At 44.3% G+C, this 14,964-nt stretch carries 11 protein-coding genes, 1 tRNA gene and 1 pseudogene; 7 read left to right on the forward strand and 6 right to left on the reverse strand.

The annotated features are described in order from the left end of the window. From A3SI_RS20015 to A3SI_RS01890, 5 genes and pseudogenes are all read left to right on the forward strand, one after another. Positions 1-626, forward strand: a pseudogene (locus tag A3SI_RS20015) (site-specific DNA-methyltransferase); the annotation flags it as partial. Beyond that, the gene (locus A3SI_RS01875) at positions 602-3,064 is read left to right on the forward strand and encodes a site-specific DNA-methyltransferase (protein WP_050977315.1); all 2,463 of its coding nucleotides are present in this window, start codon (positions 602-604) and stop codon (positions 3,062-3,064) included. The pseudogene A3SI_RS20015 and the gene A3SI_RS01875, both read left to right, overlap by 25 nt. A 4-nt stretch (positions 3,065-3,068) precedes the next feature. Beyond that, positions 3,069-4,181, forward strand: coding sequence for a hypothetical protein (locus A3SI_RS01880; protein ID WP_009053378.1), 1,113 nt, complete (start codon positions 3,069-3,071; stop codon positions 4,179-4,181). Between the two features lies 1 nt (position 4,182). Next, the gene (locus A3SI_RS01885; RefSeq protein WP_009053379.1) at positions 4,183-4,623 is read left to right on the forward strand and encodes a type II toxin-antitoxin system death-on-curing family toxin; all 441 of its coding nucleotides are present in this window, start codon (positions 4,183-4,185) and stop codon (positions 4,621-4,623) included. A 5-nt stretch (positions 4,624-4,628) separates the two neighbouring features. Continuing rightward, positions 4,629-7,736, forward strand: coding sequence for a DEAD/DEAH box helicase family protein (locus A3SI_RS01890; RefSeq protein WP_009053380.1), 3,108 nt, complete (start codon positions 4,629-4,631; stop codon positions 7,734-7,736). 497 nt (positions 7,737-8,233) lie between these two features. On the opposite strand, the gene A3SI_RS01895 is transcribed toward A3SI_RS01890, so the two are convergent. Both A3SI_RS01895 and A3SI_RS16940 read right to left on the reverse strand, forming a co-directional pair. Then, positions 8,234-8,322 (reverse strand) — tRNA-Ser (locus A3SI_RS01895). A 226-nt stretch (positions 8,323-8,548) separates the two neighbouring features. Then, complete coding sequence (locus A3SI_RS16940) at positions 8,549-10,111, reverse strand: hypothetical protein (RefSeq protein WP_009053381.1); 1,563 nt, start codon at positions 10,109-10,111, stop codon at positions 8,549-8,551. A gap of 225 nt (positions 10,112-10,336) precedes the next feature. On the opposite strand from A3SI_RS16940, the gene A3SI_RS01905 reads away from it, so the two are divergent. Then, the gene (locus A3SI_RS01905) at positions 10,337-10,759 is read left to right on the forward strand and encodes a LytR/AlgR family response regulator transcription factor (RefSeq protein WP_009053382.1); all 423 of its coding nucleotides are present in this window, start codon (positions 10,337-10,339) and stop codon (positions 10,757-10,759) included. Positions 10,760-10,867: 108 nt separating this feature from the next. On the opposite strand, the gene A3SI_RS01910 is transcribed toward A3SI_RS01905, so the two are convergent. Next, positions 10,868-12,097 carry an S-adenosylmethionine:tRNA ribosyltransferase-isomerase gene (locus A3SI_RS01910; protein WP_009053383.1) on the reverse strand — a complete coding sequence of 410 codons (1,230 nt, stop codon included), beginning with the start codon at positions 12,095-12,097 and terminating at the stop codon, positions 10,868-10,870. Between the two features lie 66 nt (positions 12,098-12,163). Between A3SI_RS01910 and A3SI_RS01915 the strand changes: the two genes are divergently transcribed. Then, positions 12,164-13,339, forward strand: coding sequence for an o-succinylbenzoate synthase (locus A3SI_RS01915; RefSeq protein WP_009053384.1), 1,176 nt, complete (start codon positions 12,164-12,166; stop codon positions 13,337-13,339). A gap of 121 nt (positions 13,340-13,460) precedes the next feature. Here A3SI_RS01915 and A3SI_RS01920 read toward each other — a convergent pair whose 3' ends face one another. The 3 genes from A3SI_RS01920 to msrB all read right to left on the reverse strand — a co-directional run bounded on the left by A3SI_RS01920 (position 13,461) and on the right by msrB (position 14,816). Then, on the reverse strand, positions 13,461-13,652 hold the full coding sequence (locus A3SI_RS01920; RefSeq protein ID WP_009053385.1) for a cold-shock protein: 192 nt from the start codon (positions 13,650-13,652) through the stop codon (positions 13,461-13,463). 272 nt (positions 13,653-13,924) lie between these two features. Continuing rightward, positions 13,925-14,365 (reverse strand): hypothetical protein, encoded by a 441-nt coding sequence (locus A3SI_RS01925; protein WP_009053386.1) that lies wholly within the window; start codon positions 14,363-14,365, stop codon positions 13,925-13,927. A gap of 73 nt (positions 14,366-14,438) precedes the next feature. Then, positions 14,439-14,816, reverse strand: a complete 378-nt coding sequence (gene msrB, locus A3SI_RS23480) for a peptide-methionine (R)-S-oxide reductase MsrB (RefSeq protein WP_449406393.1) — start codon at positions 14,814-14,816, stop codon at positions 14,439-14,441. Positions 14,817-14,964 lie beyond the last annotated feature (148 nt).

Raw genomic sequence — 14,964 nt, forward strand, 5'->3', positions numbered from 1 at the left:
AGGAAATCGCCAACTTCATTGACCAGCTATTGGTGGATAAGGTAAAGGAACAACTCCAAACACTATCTGATGAATCCAAGCAGATCAAAGAACAAATTGCCGATCTCGAAAAGGACGACATCATCAAAGGTTGGTTGGAAGCTGAAGCAGATGAAAAGAAGACGCTAGAGAAGTTTGGGAAGGATAAAATCAATCAGTACAAAGAACTCAAAGCCAAGGCCACAGAAGCCACCGTTTCAGTAGAAACCGAAAATCAGATTTACAACCACCTGACCTTGTTCTTCTCACGATACTATGACAAAGGAGACTTCATCAGCAAGCGCAGGTTTGGCAAGAACGAGAAATACATGGTTCCCTACAATGGTGAAGAAACTCACTTCCATTGGGCAAACCATGACCAATATTATATCAAATCATCTGAGACGTTCAACCATTATGCGTTCAAAGTACAAACTACAGATGGTAATCTGGTAGTAAACTTCAAGCTGCACAATGCGCAGCTTGAGCAAGGTAACGTGAAGGCTGACGAACCTAACTTCTTCCTATTGGCAGACAAAGCCCTGAAATCAAAGAAAAGGATGATAGTGAACTCAACTTCGTATTGGCCAATAAGCAACCGGATGTAAGCGAAAAAGAAATTACCATCTACTTTGAATACCGGCCCTTGGCAGATGATGAAAAGAAAAAGGTAAAAGGCAACAGCAAGCAAGACACGCTGGATGAAATAGCTTTTGAGTATTTGAAGAAGGAATTTAGCACCAACCCACTCTTTGCCAACCTCTGGAAAGAACAGGAAGGAAAGCCCCTACTACTCAAAAAGCTGCAACACTACACCCGTAAAAACAAGCATGATTTCTTTATTCATAAGAACCTGAAAGGCTTTTTGGAAAGAGAGCTGGACTACTACATCAAAAGTGAATTGGTCAATGTGGACGACCTCTATGTAACAGATTCTGACACCCACTTTGACCGACTCAAGCACAACCTGAAAACTATCAAGGTATTCAAATCCATAGCCGACACCATTATTGCCTTTGTAAGCCAGATCGAAGATTTTCAGAAAAAGCTATGGGAGAAAAAGAAGTTTGTACTCAGTACAGAGTGGGTCATTACCATTGACCGACTGGTGGAGTACATCGGAGAAGAAGCAGCCAAGCCCATTTTAGAAGAAGTGATTAAAAATGAAAAACAGGTAGCAGAGTGGAAAGAGTTGTTTGGTAAGAAAGCTCTACCTAAAAACAAAGATGATTTTAAGGCTGATTTACATACTTGGAGAAAACTGCCAATTGATACCCAATATTTCGGAGCAGAATTTAAGTTCCATTTAATAAATTGTGTATCCGAGAAAATTAACATTCACGAACAACTCGATGGCATTTTACAGAGATCGGATAATTACCACGGTTTACAATTAATTCAGGATTCCTACACAGGCCAGATTAACCCCATCTACGTTGATCCGCCATATAATACTGATGCCTCAGCAATAATTTATAAGAACAACTACAAATCATCTTCATTTCTTTCTCTTATGGATCAAAGGATAAAATTATCCGAGAATCTTTTGAAAGATGATTCTATGATTTGTGTTGCTATTGATGATGTTGAAGTTCTCGGATTAAGAAAAATTCTCGAAGAATATTATTTTAAAGAAGTAGGCATTGTGGCAGTTCGCTCAAATCCGGCTGGTCGCAAAACAAAGGGTAAGTTTTCCCCAGCCCATGAATATGCTTTATTCTTTGGGAAATCAAGTTTGGCAATACCAAAGTCACTCGAAATAACATCTAAACGATTTGATAGGTATCCTGAAAAAGATTCAGAAGGTAATTTCGCATGGGCAAATTTCATACGATCAGGGACCGGGGATAAAAAGGAAGATAGACCAACAATGTATTATCCAATTTATGTTGACGACAAGGATAATGTACGTATCCCTGAATTGGAATACGTTAAGGATAATCCTCCAATAGTGCATGAAGAGCCTAAGAAAAATGAAGTCGCTGTTTGGCCTATTACAAGAGATAACGGAAAGGAAATTCATAAAAGATGGCAAAGGGGTTTTGAGCGAGTTTCAAAAGAAGTAAACGAGTATAGAATAAGACGCACTAAGGATGGGCAAATTAGTATTGACTTCAAAACAAGGATGGATGAAAACTCTCTTCCTATTACTTGGTGGGACAAAAAAGAATATGCATCCGCTAATTACGGAGCGGCAGAATTAAAAGAGCTTTTTGACGAGAAGCCATTCGACTTCCCTAAAGCAAGGAGATTAGTTTACGATTGTTTAAGAGTTAGTGGTGCATTGGATTCACCAACCTCTATAACTCTGGACTTCTTTCCTGGTTCTGGAACAACTTTTCATGCCGTTCAAATGATGAATAAAGAAGACAATGCCAAACGTAAATGTATACTTATCGAACAAGGACACTATTTCTACTCAGTAATTATTCCTAGGATTAAAAAAGTAGCTTATACTTACGATTGGAAGGCAGGCAAACCAAAAAATGACAGCATGAACGGCCTTGGAGTATTCTTCAAATACCAACGTCTAGAGCAGTATGAAGAAGCCTTAGAAAACATTGCCTTCAAAGCGTCAGAAGATACTTTGCAGAAAGCCCTGGAGTTTGATCAGTATATTCCTAAATACTTTTTGGAGTTTGAGACCAAGGGCAGTCAGTCGCTGGTAAACACAGCAGCCATGCAAGACCCTTGGGATTACAAACTCAAAGTATGGGATGGCTTCACCTACGATACCGAGCAAGCCGTTGATTTGGTTGAAACCTTCAGCTACCTCATTGGACTGCACATGCAAAAGTGCATCACCAAAGAGATCAATGGCAAGAAGTATCAGTTTGTTTATGGGCATAATAACGCCAACAAAAACATTCTGGTGGTATGGCGTTCGGTCAAAGGTTGGTCTTTGGAAGATTACAAAGCTGATGCAGCAGCACTTAAAGAAGCGTTCAAGGCATTCGCCTATGACCTGCTTTACATCAACGATCAAGCACATATAGAAGGCTATCAGCCCATAGAAGAAGTATTCAAAAACAAAATGCTATCGTAAAGTCATGGCCAAGGATTTAACCACATCGGATATACACCGCAAAAACATACTGAATAATCGGTACGCACTGCAGGAAATAGAGAAGGAAGTAGGCTTTCCCGGTATTCTGTTCGAAGGCAGTTTGCGATACACCAAGCGACAGATAGCGCAGTTCTATGACATAGACGAGAGAACCATAAATCGGTATTTGGAACAACATGAAGCTGAGTTTACGGGCAATGGCTATGAAGTGCTAAATGGAAAGCGATTAAGAGCGTTTAAAGAAGCTTACGATCAGTATATCAGTGGCTTGTCGGATGTTAAGGACATGAATGTCCCGAACATGCCCGATGGTAGCGACACAGATGTCGGCACCACGGATTCGGATGTTACCGACATGGATGTCGCCAACATATCCAAAGCACCAAAAGTAGGTGTATTTACCTTCCGCACTTTCTTAAACATCGGAATGCTCCTGACCGAAAGCAGTCGAGCCAAACAGCTAAGAGCATTGATATTGGATATTGTAATTGACACCATCAATGCAAAGATTGGTGGTAATACCAAATACATCAACCAGCGGGAAGAAGAATTTTTACCGAGTGCCATTCGGGAATTCAATTACCGACAGGCTTTTACCAATGCCCTAGACGACTGTATTGTGGACAACAAATGGAAATATGCTCAATTTACCGATGCTGTGTACAAATCCATCTTTCATGAAAACGCTAAAGAGTACAAACAAATACTAAATCTAAAAGCAAAGGATTCTGCAAGAGATACCATGTACTCAGAAGTATTGGATCTGATAGCAGCCTATGAAAATGGCTTTGCGGAATTTCTTTGCAATAAAAAAGAAGAGCTTGGCAGAAGGCTTACCATGCCGGAAGCCAAATTGATGTTTGACCAATTCGAAAAGTTCCACGGAGCAGCTTTTAGGCCGCTATTGGAAAAAGTACGAACGCTCATGGCGAGCAGAGATATGGTTTTCAGGGATGCTTTACATGAAAAACTCAAAAGCTATGTCACACACTTGACTGCTGATGAATTTGAAAAGTTTCTGGGAGAAAAGAGCATGGCACTAGAAGAGCGACTGAAAGAAAACATTGATGTCTTCAAGAGACTAAAGGATAGGTAATATGGCATTTAACTATTTCAATATAGAATATGCCGTCAAAACCCATGATTTCATCATCAATGAATCAGGTGGTTCTCATGGAGAAAATGATTTGGGTTTACTGGAAAGCGTATTGGAGCATATCCAAAACGACTTTTACTATCCAGAGTTTGAAGCCAAGATTAACCATTTGGTATTCTCGGTAAATAAGAACCACGCATTCAGCGATGGAAATAAAAGAAGTAGTATCGCTCTTGGAGCCTATTTCTTAGAGATTAACGGACTCGATTACTGCATCGATCGGTTTATTATTGAAATGGAAAATATTGCCGTGCATGTGGCGGATAACAGAATTGATAAAGACCTGCTATTTGAAATTATTTACTCGGTCATCAATGAAGATGATTTTAGTGAAGAACTCAGGTTGAAGATTATAGAAGCCACAAGTACTGAAGAAATTTAAGCATTATGCAATTAGAAAAACAACTTGTACTATTCAGATACATCTTGCTCCAGTTGGGTTATGAAGCCTTTGAAGACTTGCGGGATGAATTTAACAACAAAGAGTCTGGCACTAGCTCTACCGGATATACCTTTTTTGCCAGTGCTTTAATGGCCAATTCGGAAAAACTGATTGAAGATCGGGTAATTCAACAATATGATGAAGCTATTCAAGGCTATGAAAAAAGATTAAGGGAAAACCGAGCTGAGCCTTTCCTTACCTTCAAATATTACCAGTGGTTTTCATTGCTCTTCACAGAATATTTCTTTGATTTTTACAGCAACAATCCAACGGTTTTAATCAATTCGCTCAATCAGTATGCTCAGGATAGCCGGGACTTCAAGGATATAGAAGCCTACACGGAAAAGGATTTAAAAAAATTAGCTTATTGGATGGCAACAGGCAGTGGAAAAACCCTCCTGATGCATTGCAACTATTGGCAGATCACCAAATATTTTAAGGAATGGGAAAATATCATTCTTATTACGCCAAATGAAGGTCTGAGCCGACAGCATTACGAAAGCTGCTTGGAAAGTGGCATTCCTGCAAAACTTTACTCAGGAAGTGAAGAAAGCTTGAAAACCAAAGAAGGTGAAATCCTGATATTGGAAATCACCAAGCTAGTAAAGGAAAAAGAAGGTGAAGGAGTTAGTGTTGACGTTGATTATTTCTCTGAATCCAAAAACCTTGTTTTTATTGACGAAGGCCACAAAGGGCAAAAGTCAGAAGAACGTGCCTGGAAAAACCTAAGAGAACATTTAACCCGTGGCGAAGGATCATTCACCTTTGAGTATTCAGCCACCTTTGGGCAGATCATCACTAACAGTACAAAGGATTTACTTCAAGAATATGGCAAGTCCATCATTTTTGATTATTCCTATCGACATTTCTATACAGATGGCTACGGCAAAGATTTCAGCGTATTCAATTTAGATGCGAAGAACGAGTACAGCGAAGAACAGAATAAATTGCTACTAACTGCCAGCCTTTTAGGTTATTATGAACAGTTAGCCCTTTACGAGCAATATGAAAAGGATTTGCGTCAATATAATATTGAAAAGCCCTTGTGGGTATTTGTGGGTAGCAGGGTAATCAGTTCATCATCAAGCACCTTAACACAAGGCGACAAAGAAAGCATTTCAGATGTATCACGAATTGTCAAGTTCTTTAAGTATGCCCTATCTTCTCCTACAGCACTGCAATCGGATATAAATAAGATTCTAAAGGGCGACACGGGCTTACGTGATGCAGATGGGAATGATATTTTTAAAGGTCGTTTTGAGTATTTGAAAAAGGAAACACCCATTGCTGAATCTATTCTCACCAAAGTTTTCAATGGCATTGGCAATATTGAAGCCTATCAGGTCAAGCAAGCAGATGGAGAAATAGCACTCAAAACAAAAACATCTGATCAATATTTTGCGGTCATCAATATTGGTGATGTACCGAAGTATGCCAAGACATTGGAAGCTGACACAGATGGCGATTTAACTATCCAAGACGACAGCTTTACTAAATCATTGTTTCAGGCCATTTCAGAAACTGACTCCACCATCAATATTTTGATTGGTTCCAAGAAGTTTATTGAAGGCTGGAACTCTTGGCGTGTTTCCAGTATGGGATTAATGAATATGGGTAAAAGTGAAGGCGCTCAAATCATTCAGCTATTTGGCCGTGGTGTTCGTCTGAAAGGAAAGAACCTTTCGCTAAAGCGTGAAGAAGCCAATGCACCCTACCATGTAAGAGCCTTGCAGACCATTTCCATTATGGGCTTAAATGCATCTTACATGAACCGATTCTTAACTGAAATTGAGAAAGAAGTTCCGGATTACACCAACTATTCGATTGAAATTAAGCTCAACCACGAAGATCAATGGAATGGCCAGATAATGACCTTCCGCAAGCAAAACGATAAATCTTTCAAGGATGAAATCATAGAATTGGAGTACAATGCAGATGTTGCAAAGCGTGTAACAATTGATCTGCGTAACAAGATAAGCATTGCTTCAGGTGGATTCAATAGCCAGTTTGCAGAAGATGCCGCAGAGTACAATGAAAACTTTCTAAAAGGTTTCAGGGGCTTCATCGATTTCAATGCCCTTACTATGGAAGCCAATAGGTATAAACTTTTGAAGGGCTACCAAAACTTAATTATAAATAGTGAAATATTCTCTCAATTGATCGAAGAAGGGAACTTCAACCTTTTCAGTCACAAAGGTCAGTTCGAGATAAATGAAGCTATTTCAGGAAAAGTACATGCAGTCGCAGTAAGTTTGGTTAAAGACTACATCAATAAGTTTTATGCTGACAAGGAAAAGGCATTCCTATCAAAATACTTAACCTACGATATGCTGGATCATGCTTCCCATTCAGCCATGTTCCCTGCATCGCATACCATGATTGTGAAAGTGCCCAAAAAACACGACACATTTATTTCAGAGCTAGAATCAAGAATAAAGGAGATATATGAAAATGACGACAAAATACTCCCATCTATTCATTTTGACAAGCACCTATACTCACCAATTGCATCTATAGCAGATGGTAAAAAATTCAAAGAAATAAAGACGGTTCCTGTACGGCTAAATGAAGGCGAAAGAGATTTTATCAATCACCTTCGAGTATATGCCAGGGAGTCAAAGCAATTTGAAGGTAAAAAGCTTTTTGTCCTCAGAAATTTATCTGTGAAGGGTATTGGCTTTTTCATGGAAAGCTCCTCCTTTTACCCAGATTTTATCCTTTGGGTAGTAGATGGTTCCAAGCAGTATATCTACTTCCTTGACCCAAAAGGGATTTTATTAGGAGAAACACACTTCAATAACCCAAAAGTCCTTTGGTGTAAAGACGATGCTTCCATATTAGAAGCAAAAATTCAATCAGATTTAAATAAGGATAAGAAAGAAATTGAAGTGCATATATCAGCCTTTATCTTGTCAGTTACGCCTTTTGCCAAAGTACAAAAGGTTTGGAGTGATGGTAATGTTACAAGGAATGAATTTGCCGAAAATAAAGTGCTCTTTATCGAGAGCAATAAGGAGTACTTAGGAAAGATATTCGAGAATTTGAATTTATAAATCAAACTGATGCCACCAACACTAAATACGATTGGAGATTTCCAATCTAAAAATGACTTGGTGAGCTGAAACCCGTTTTTGTTGGTGTTCAGCACTTAGTTGCTCCAGGGAGGAAGTCTTATCAAAAAAAAGGACTTTCGGCCTTCTCCCTTTCTTACAAATTCGGAAAAGTTTGGCAATTTACGATAAGAATCTATAACCAGTCTCTTGGTTAGCTTTCTTGTCTTTTGCTGCTAACACGATTTTTTCGCTACTAAATTCGCTACTGAATTTAAAAAGAAATTCCTAACTCGCGCTATTTCAGCAAGTTAGGAATCCATCAAGCAGAGAGTGGGGGATTCGATTCGCCGCGGCGAAACGGAATAATCCGTACGACAGTTGATCTTTCTGAGGCAGATGGTTTAAAGCCCCTCACTGGTTAGAGGGTGTAGTTAAAGTTGATGATTTTGGATAAAAAATAAACCCTAATCGGCATGTAGCCAATTAGGGTCTTAAAGCAGAGAGTGGGGGATTCGAACCCCCGGTACGGAATAACCCGTACGACAGTTTAGCAAACTGTTGGTTTAAGCCACTCACCCAACTCTCTATATTTTTATAATTCCGAGCGACAGTTTATCCGCCTGAGGCGGATGGTTTAAGCCACTCACCCGATCATATACAGCACTTAAATGAAGCACTGCGGCAGGATGTGTAACCCTTTTGCTGATGCAAATATACCGAAATAGCCCGTACTTTTACAAATTCTACTCCCTTTTAAAAGAGCTTTTTTTTTGGCTTTTTTTACTGTTTTTCTTTAAGCATTTGAGCCTCAACTATAAAAAATCGCTGAAATCAAAGCGGATCCAGCGTCCTGGGATCTGAAAAATCCCCGCACGGAAGGACTCGCTACTGATTTTGCCCCGATTATCGACCAAAAGCTGGATCGCCTCCGTCTGTCCTAAGGTGGCGGGACTCCCTAACACCATGCGATGCTGCTCGCCATCGAAGACATGCTCCCGATAACCTCTTAATAAAACTACAAAAACCTGCGAGCTTAAGCCCTGTAAGCGATAGCCGATTAGCACCGCATCCCCCGTGCGCACATTTACATCCGCACCAGTGATGAGCCCGTTGACCTCAAATTCCCCCACCAGCTCTGCCACATGTTCGCCCGGCTCGGCGGGAATCCGATAATAACGCGTAGTCTCGGTGAGCCAATTTTTCGTAAAAAGATGGAGCATGCCGTCCCGGTAGAAAAAAGCCTCACAGTCGAAATCATGCGCATTCGGCCGAAAACTGAAATCCGTCTGGTCCGGATAGCGAAAACGAATAGGGGTAGCCTGAACAGAAGTGGATGCCAAAAGGTCACTTTGCGCCACGCGCTGAATGACCAAGTCCTGCCGAACACCATTATTATTTCCAAAATCACCTATATACAGGTACTGCTCGTCCTGGGCTAAACTTTCCCAATCGATATTCGGTGCATTTTCCACGCGTACACGGCGCTGTACAAGGGAGGTTTCAGGGTCCAACTGGTACACGATGTTCTCATTTCCGCTATCGTTTACCGTCCAGAAACTGCCACCAAAAAATGCCAGCCCGGAACTCTCACGTACCTCTTCCTCTAAATCGCGCACGATTTCTGGGCTGTAGCTACCCGGAAGACTCCCCGGAAGGCGAATCTCCTCGGTTTCGGTGATAAAGGCTGCCGGGGCCAATTGAACTGCCGCACCAGGTGCTTCCGGAGCTAAAATTTCAAAGTGCGCATGCCGAAAAGCGGCCGCTTGCAGGTCACGACGGAGCACACCTCCACGAATCGTTTCCTCTACTTCCATGCGTCCGCGCTGACCTTCCTTTGCATACAATAAAAAGTAATCGGCCTTCCGGCCAAAGGACACTGCTTCGCCCGCACCCAACCAGCGCGGTGGGCTAGCCACGTTTTGTGCCGCTACGGTAAATAGGCCATGCCTCGATTCGAGCTCTGGTATAAAGCGCAGTTCGGGCGTGTTTAATTGGATTTTGCCCTCCCCCTGGACAGGTAAAAAAGGGCTAAGGGCCTCCTCTGGACTTCTCAGGGTGAAGCGATACTCCCCGCGTGGCAGTATAAGAGAAGGGTTTTGGGCGATCCGGTTTAGGTCCAGCAGCAGCACGGTCTCTTCTCCAGTTTCTTCTGCCTGCAAGGTGAAAACCACTTCCTCCGAAAAAGCATGCACCCCCAGGTCCGTTTGGGCAGCGCCCAATTCCTGCGTGTGCGCCTGTAACACAAATTCCGTGAAGATCAGCCGGCTCTGGCCCTCCGGCACAGGTTCCTGTCCAGTAGATCCACAAGCCGCTAAAAGACAAAAAACACTCGTGAAGAAAAGTAGATAGCGCATAAAATTCGGTACAAGCACCATAAATAAGTGTGGTTTTTAAGATTCGTGCCCTCGTAGGTCAACAATGATGCCGAAGGAGCGTACAACGTACTACCATAACAACGTAAATCGCAGGCCACGCGCTGGCAAAAATACGGAAAAAAATAAATGACAGGAAAAGCGCAATACTTTAAACACTCATGCGAACAAACAGTTATGCACCCAAAGGAATATAGTTTCCTTTTGGAGTACCAAGTAAAATAAATTATGAAAAACGTTCTGAGGGATTATCGGAAAAAATCAAATGGAAATGGGCAGGATACGTTAGAGAAAAAAGAGCCCCAGTTGTTGATTAAGGATGCTTTGTTTGTACGGAACAAGGGGAACCTCGTTAAAGTCAAGTTCGTCGATATTCTCTGGATGAAGGGGGATGGCAACTACACGACTCTGGTCACCAGAACGGGTGTGTTTTCCCTTCGTAACATTTTAAAGGAGTTCGAGGCCATGCTTCCTGAGCGTGACTTTATGCGTATCCATAAAAGTTATATCGTACGCATCGATGAAATCCAGACGATAAATCCCCGCGAGGTGACAGTAGGTGAGGACGTGGTTCCTGTGGGACGCACCTATTACCAAGGCTTACTCAATGGAATCAATAAGTTAGGTGCTTCAGGAGGGTCTTCCGATTAATCGGAGGATCCCCCTGATAATGCTATTGTATTCCTTATTCACCTTGCTCGGTTCGGCAGTCTTGTGTTAGCTGCCTTTTTTTATGCTTTTCCGATAGGGAATTTCGGTTTAAGCAGGGGCGTTCCGCCAAAGCAAACTGCTGTCTCCATAACTTAAGAAGCGAAAATCCTGTGCGAGTGCGAAATCGTACACCTTTCGCCAGTCTTCCCCTATAAATGCGGCCACCAGCAGGATGAGCGTGCTGCCAGGCTGGTGGAAATTGGTGATCAGCGCATCACACACCCGAAAGCGATACCCCGGCATCAGCATGATCGAGGTTTCTCCTGTCAGTTGTTCCAGCTGCTCCACTTTCATAAAAGCATCGATCGCTGCGAAGGCCTCTTGCCGGCTGAAGCGGACCTCTTCCTCTGTATAGGGGTATAGTTTTTCGATGTGGAAATAGCGCGCTGCGCACTGTCCCTTCAGTAATTTAACTCCGAGCCAGTACAGCGACTCTAGGCTGCGCATGGAGGTGGTGCCCACCGGAATGACGGGGCCTGCATGTCGCATAAGTTGCTGCACCGTTTCCCGCTGCACGACGATCTGTTCGCTGTGCATGGCATGGTGCATGACCTGCTGCTCTTTAACCGGCTGAAAGGTGCCGGCGCCCACGTGTAGGGTGAGCTCAGCCATCTGCAGCCCTTTGGCCTGTAAGGCTGCCAAAATCTCAGGCGTAAAATGTAGCCCTGCTGTGGGTGCTGCCACCGCTCCTGCGCTGCGTGAGAAAACTGTCTGGTAGCGCTGTCGATCCGATTCTTCTGCCGCCCGATTCAAGTAGGGGGGGAGGGGTACCTGGCCCATCGCCTCTACGATCTGCACGAAGGGCAAGGGTTCCGACCAAGTGAAAAACACATCGCTATCTTCTTTGCGCCCGCGGCGCGCCTCCACCCGAACGGTACGGCCTGCTATCTCTAGGTCCATCTGCAGGATCTCTTCAGCTTTCCACTTGCGGGCATTACCGATCATGCAGGACCAGTGTGCCTCCTTGGTTTCGGCCATGGCCTGCTCCATGGGGCTGTCTGCCGGTAGCGGTTTCAGTAGGAATAGCTCGATTCGGGCACCTGTAGGGCGAAAAAAGGCCATGCGCGCGGGGATTACTTTGGTGTCATTATAGACTAAAAGTGCCTCCGCGGGGAGCTGGTCCTCGATTTCGGTGAAACCATGCGCAGTGATTTCACCCGCCCGATACCGCAGCAGTTTGGATGCCGCTCGATCTGCTAAGGGGTAGCGAGCGATTCGCTCATCCGGAAGGGGTAGGTAAAGTTTTCGAGCCGAAGTTGCTCCAGGTTTTTCTGCCACATAAACGTTTAAAGCTGCGCAAATATACGAAAAAGCCCTTGCGAAGCAGAAACAGAAGACGCAGATTTGTGTTCCAAAACCAGAGGCATCCTTTTTTCCACCTATTTGAACTCCATTTATGGCACTACATGTTCACGTTCAGCCCCATGTATTAAACTTTCATTTCGAGGCGGGAACTTCACGGGGGATTTTGCGGCAGCGCCTACCTGGTGGATCCACGCTCAGGATGGATCGCGCAGGGGAATCGGGGAAGCAGCGCCCTTAGTAGGCCTAAGCATCGATGCTTTGCCTGATTTTCAAGAGCGCTTAGAAGAGGTTTTGGAGGCCGTTTCGGCCAAAGGAGACGCAGCACTTTTCCGCGATGCGCAGACACAGGAGGAGGTTTTCGAGGGCTTACAAGGGCTTTTAGATGCCTGCGTTCCTGCGGAGCTGCCGGCCGCACGCTTCGGTGTGGAGACAGCACTGCTCTCGCTCTGGCAGGGAAAGGAAGGCTGCGTCTTTCGGGGGTCTTTTTACGAAAAAGAGGCCCCTATCCCCATAAATGGCTTGATCTGGATGGGGGATGCGGAGCTGATGCGCCAGCGGATCGATGAAAAGCTGGCAGCCGGATTTCGCTGCTTGAAAATGAAGATCGGAGCGATAGATTTTGAGCAGGAACTCGCCCTGCTGCGCTATATTCGCGAGCGCTTTCCAGCAGAACAACTCGTACTACGGGTAGATGCGAATGGAGCTTTTCGGCCAGAAGAGGCAGCGAAAAAGCTGGAAAGGCTGGCGGAGTTTACTTTGCATAGCATCGAGCAACCGATAGCGGTGGGGCAGTGGGAGCTCCTGCGGGAGCTCTGTGCGCAGAGCCCGGTTCCGATCGCACTGGACGAAGAACTGATCGGGGTGCATGGACGCAGGGAACGAGAGGAGCTTTTGGCCGCTATCCGGCCGCCTTACATCATTTTAAAGCCAAGCCTCGTCGGTGGCATGGGGGCTGCCGCGGAATGGATCTCGCTAGCAGAGCAGCAGGGGATAGGCTGGTGGATGACTTCCGCCTTGGAAAGTAATGTCGGGCTGAATGCCATCGCTCAGTTTACTGCCCGATACCCGAACCTGCCGTATCAAGGGCTGGGAACGGGGCAGCTGTATACCAATAATGTGAATAGCCCCTTAGAAATCGCCAAAGGAGAAATTCGCTATCGGCTCCATCAGCTTGGGGAAGTCTACAGCTTTAAGTGGGTAGAGGAGGGCAGCTGATCTTTCGGGGAGGCTTTTTCGCCTGTAGCGTGCTGCTTAAGTGGTATTTAAGCGACACTTAAAAAGAAAAAAGCCTCTGATTTTTCAGAGGCTTTCCTAAATTAATGAAGTAATATCGCTATTAAGCTCTTTTCACATTCACTGCATTAAGACCTTTACGACCTTCTTTCAAGTCGAAAGTCACGGTGTCGTCTTCTCTGATCTCATCTACTAAACCAGAGATGTGAACGAAGTACTCTTTAGAAGACTCATCGTCAATAATAAAACCGAATCCTTTAGACTCATTAAAAAATTTAACTTTTCCTGTGTTCATGATAGTGTAATTGATAAATTGATATTTCAAAGGTACGGATACTTTTGACAATATCCTTACAATCCATGAAATATTTTTTTGTGATCCTTGTCATGTAAAAGATATCCTTCTCTTCAAATTGCGAACTATGCCCTTAAAACCATTAAAAATTTGGTTTAACTACCTTTTTCGACGGACAGGGGGTTCTATACCGCACCTAGGCAAGTTTTCTTCGGATAACCTATCGGCAAAACAGGGGAATTATTTCTTCATCCCCTAGCAGATGTCATTAATCATGATTTTTTACCGTTAAAATGTATGGGGTCGCCCACTTTCGCACCCGCCAGTGCCGTCACGATGGGAGCCTGAGCAGATACGAAGTAAATCGTTTGCCCCTCCACTTGCATGCTGCCCATGCCCACACCCACAAAGAGGCGCCCGATATTCGTCGACACCAAAGCGCCCACCGTGACGCGGTCACAGGGTCTGACTTCGAGTTGGGCCAGGGCGGCCGCATGGCTTTGGGCATTTTGGTACCGCTCCTGGAGTAAGCGCTCGGACTGCTGCAGCATCTCCCGTGAGGTTTCGTATTTGTCTCCCGCGGAGCTCTTCGTGTCCATCTGCGCATCTTGACGAAGTCCTTGGATCTGTTCTTCTAATGCGTGTAATTGCTCGGCGATTTCAGCTTGGGCTGCCGATAAAAGCCGTTCTTTTAGTGTAATGACTGTTTCCAAAATAAAAATAATTTTTCGTTTTTAGATTTTGGGTATAAAAAAGGGAAATCCTTAGATTTCCCGTAAATGTAACTTATTTTTCTGCGATCACCCAAAGAAAATCGCCATAACCTTCTTCCTCCATCTTGTCTTTAGGAATGAAGCGCATCGCTGCGGAGTTCATGCAGTAGCGTAGGTTCGTCGGGTTCGGACCATCGTAGAAAACATGCCCTAAATGACTGTCCCCTGGAGCACTGCGGACCTCCACGCGCACCATGCCATAGCTTCTGTCGATCGGCTTGCTGATCAGGCGGGCATCGATTGGCTTCGTAAAGCTCGGCCAGCCCGTGCCGGAGTCGAACTTGTCACTGCTGCTAAATAGCGGCGCGCCCGACACGATGCAGACATAGATGCCCGCTTCCTTATTGCTATCGTAGGGATTGGCGAAAGGCCTCTCCGTTTCCTCATGCATGGTTACCCGGTACTGAAGATCAGTCAGCTTGGCTTTGATTTCTTTCTCATCCGGCCGTGGATAGCGGGCCGCCTCGAACTTGCCCCAGTGCTTCTTGATAAACGCTTCCCTGCCAGATCCTCTTCTGTACGCATAATATTCATTCGGA

Source organism: Nitritalea halalkaliphila LW7, assembly GCF_000265075.1.
Taxonomy (GTDB): Bacteria; Bacteroidota; Bacteroidia; order Cytophagales; family Cyclobacteriaceae; genus Nitritalea; species Nitritalea halalkaliphila.

Coding starts and splice junctions, on each gene's coding strand:
- A3SI_RS01880 (WP_009053378.1), top strand. CDS start 3,069: ATGGCCAAGGATTTAACCACATCGGATATACACCGCAAAAACATACTG.
- A3SI_RS01885 (WP_009053379.1), top strand. CDS start 4,183: ATGGCATTTAACTATTTCAATATAGAATATGCCGTCAAAACCCATGAT.
- A3SI_RS01890 (WP_009053380.1), top strand. CDS start 4,629: ATGCAATTAGAAAAACAACTTGTACTATTCAGATACATCTTGCTCCAG.
- A3SI_RS16940 (WP_009053381.1), bottom strand. CDS start 10,111: ATGGTGCTTGTACCGAATTTTATGCGCTATCTACTTTTCTTCACGAGT.
- A3SI_RS01905 (WP_009053382.1), top strand. CDS start 10,337: ATGAAAAACGTTCTGAGGGATTATCGGAAAAAATCAAATGGAAATGGG.
- A3SI_RS01920 (WP_009053385.1), bottom strand. CDS start 13,652: ATGAACACAGGAAAAGTTAAATTTTTTAATGAGTCTAAAGGATTCGGT.
- msrB (WP_449406393.1), bottom strand. CDS start 14,816: ATGCATGAGGAAACGGAGAGGCCTTTCGCCAATCCCTACGATAGCAAT.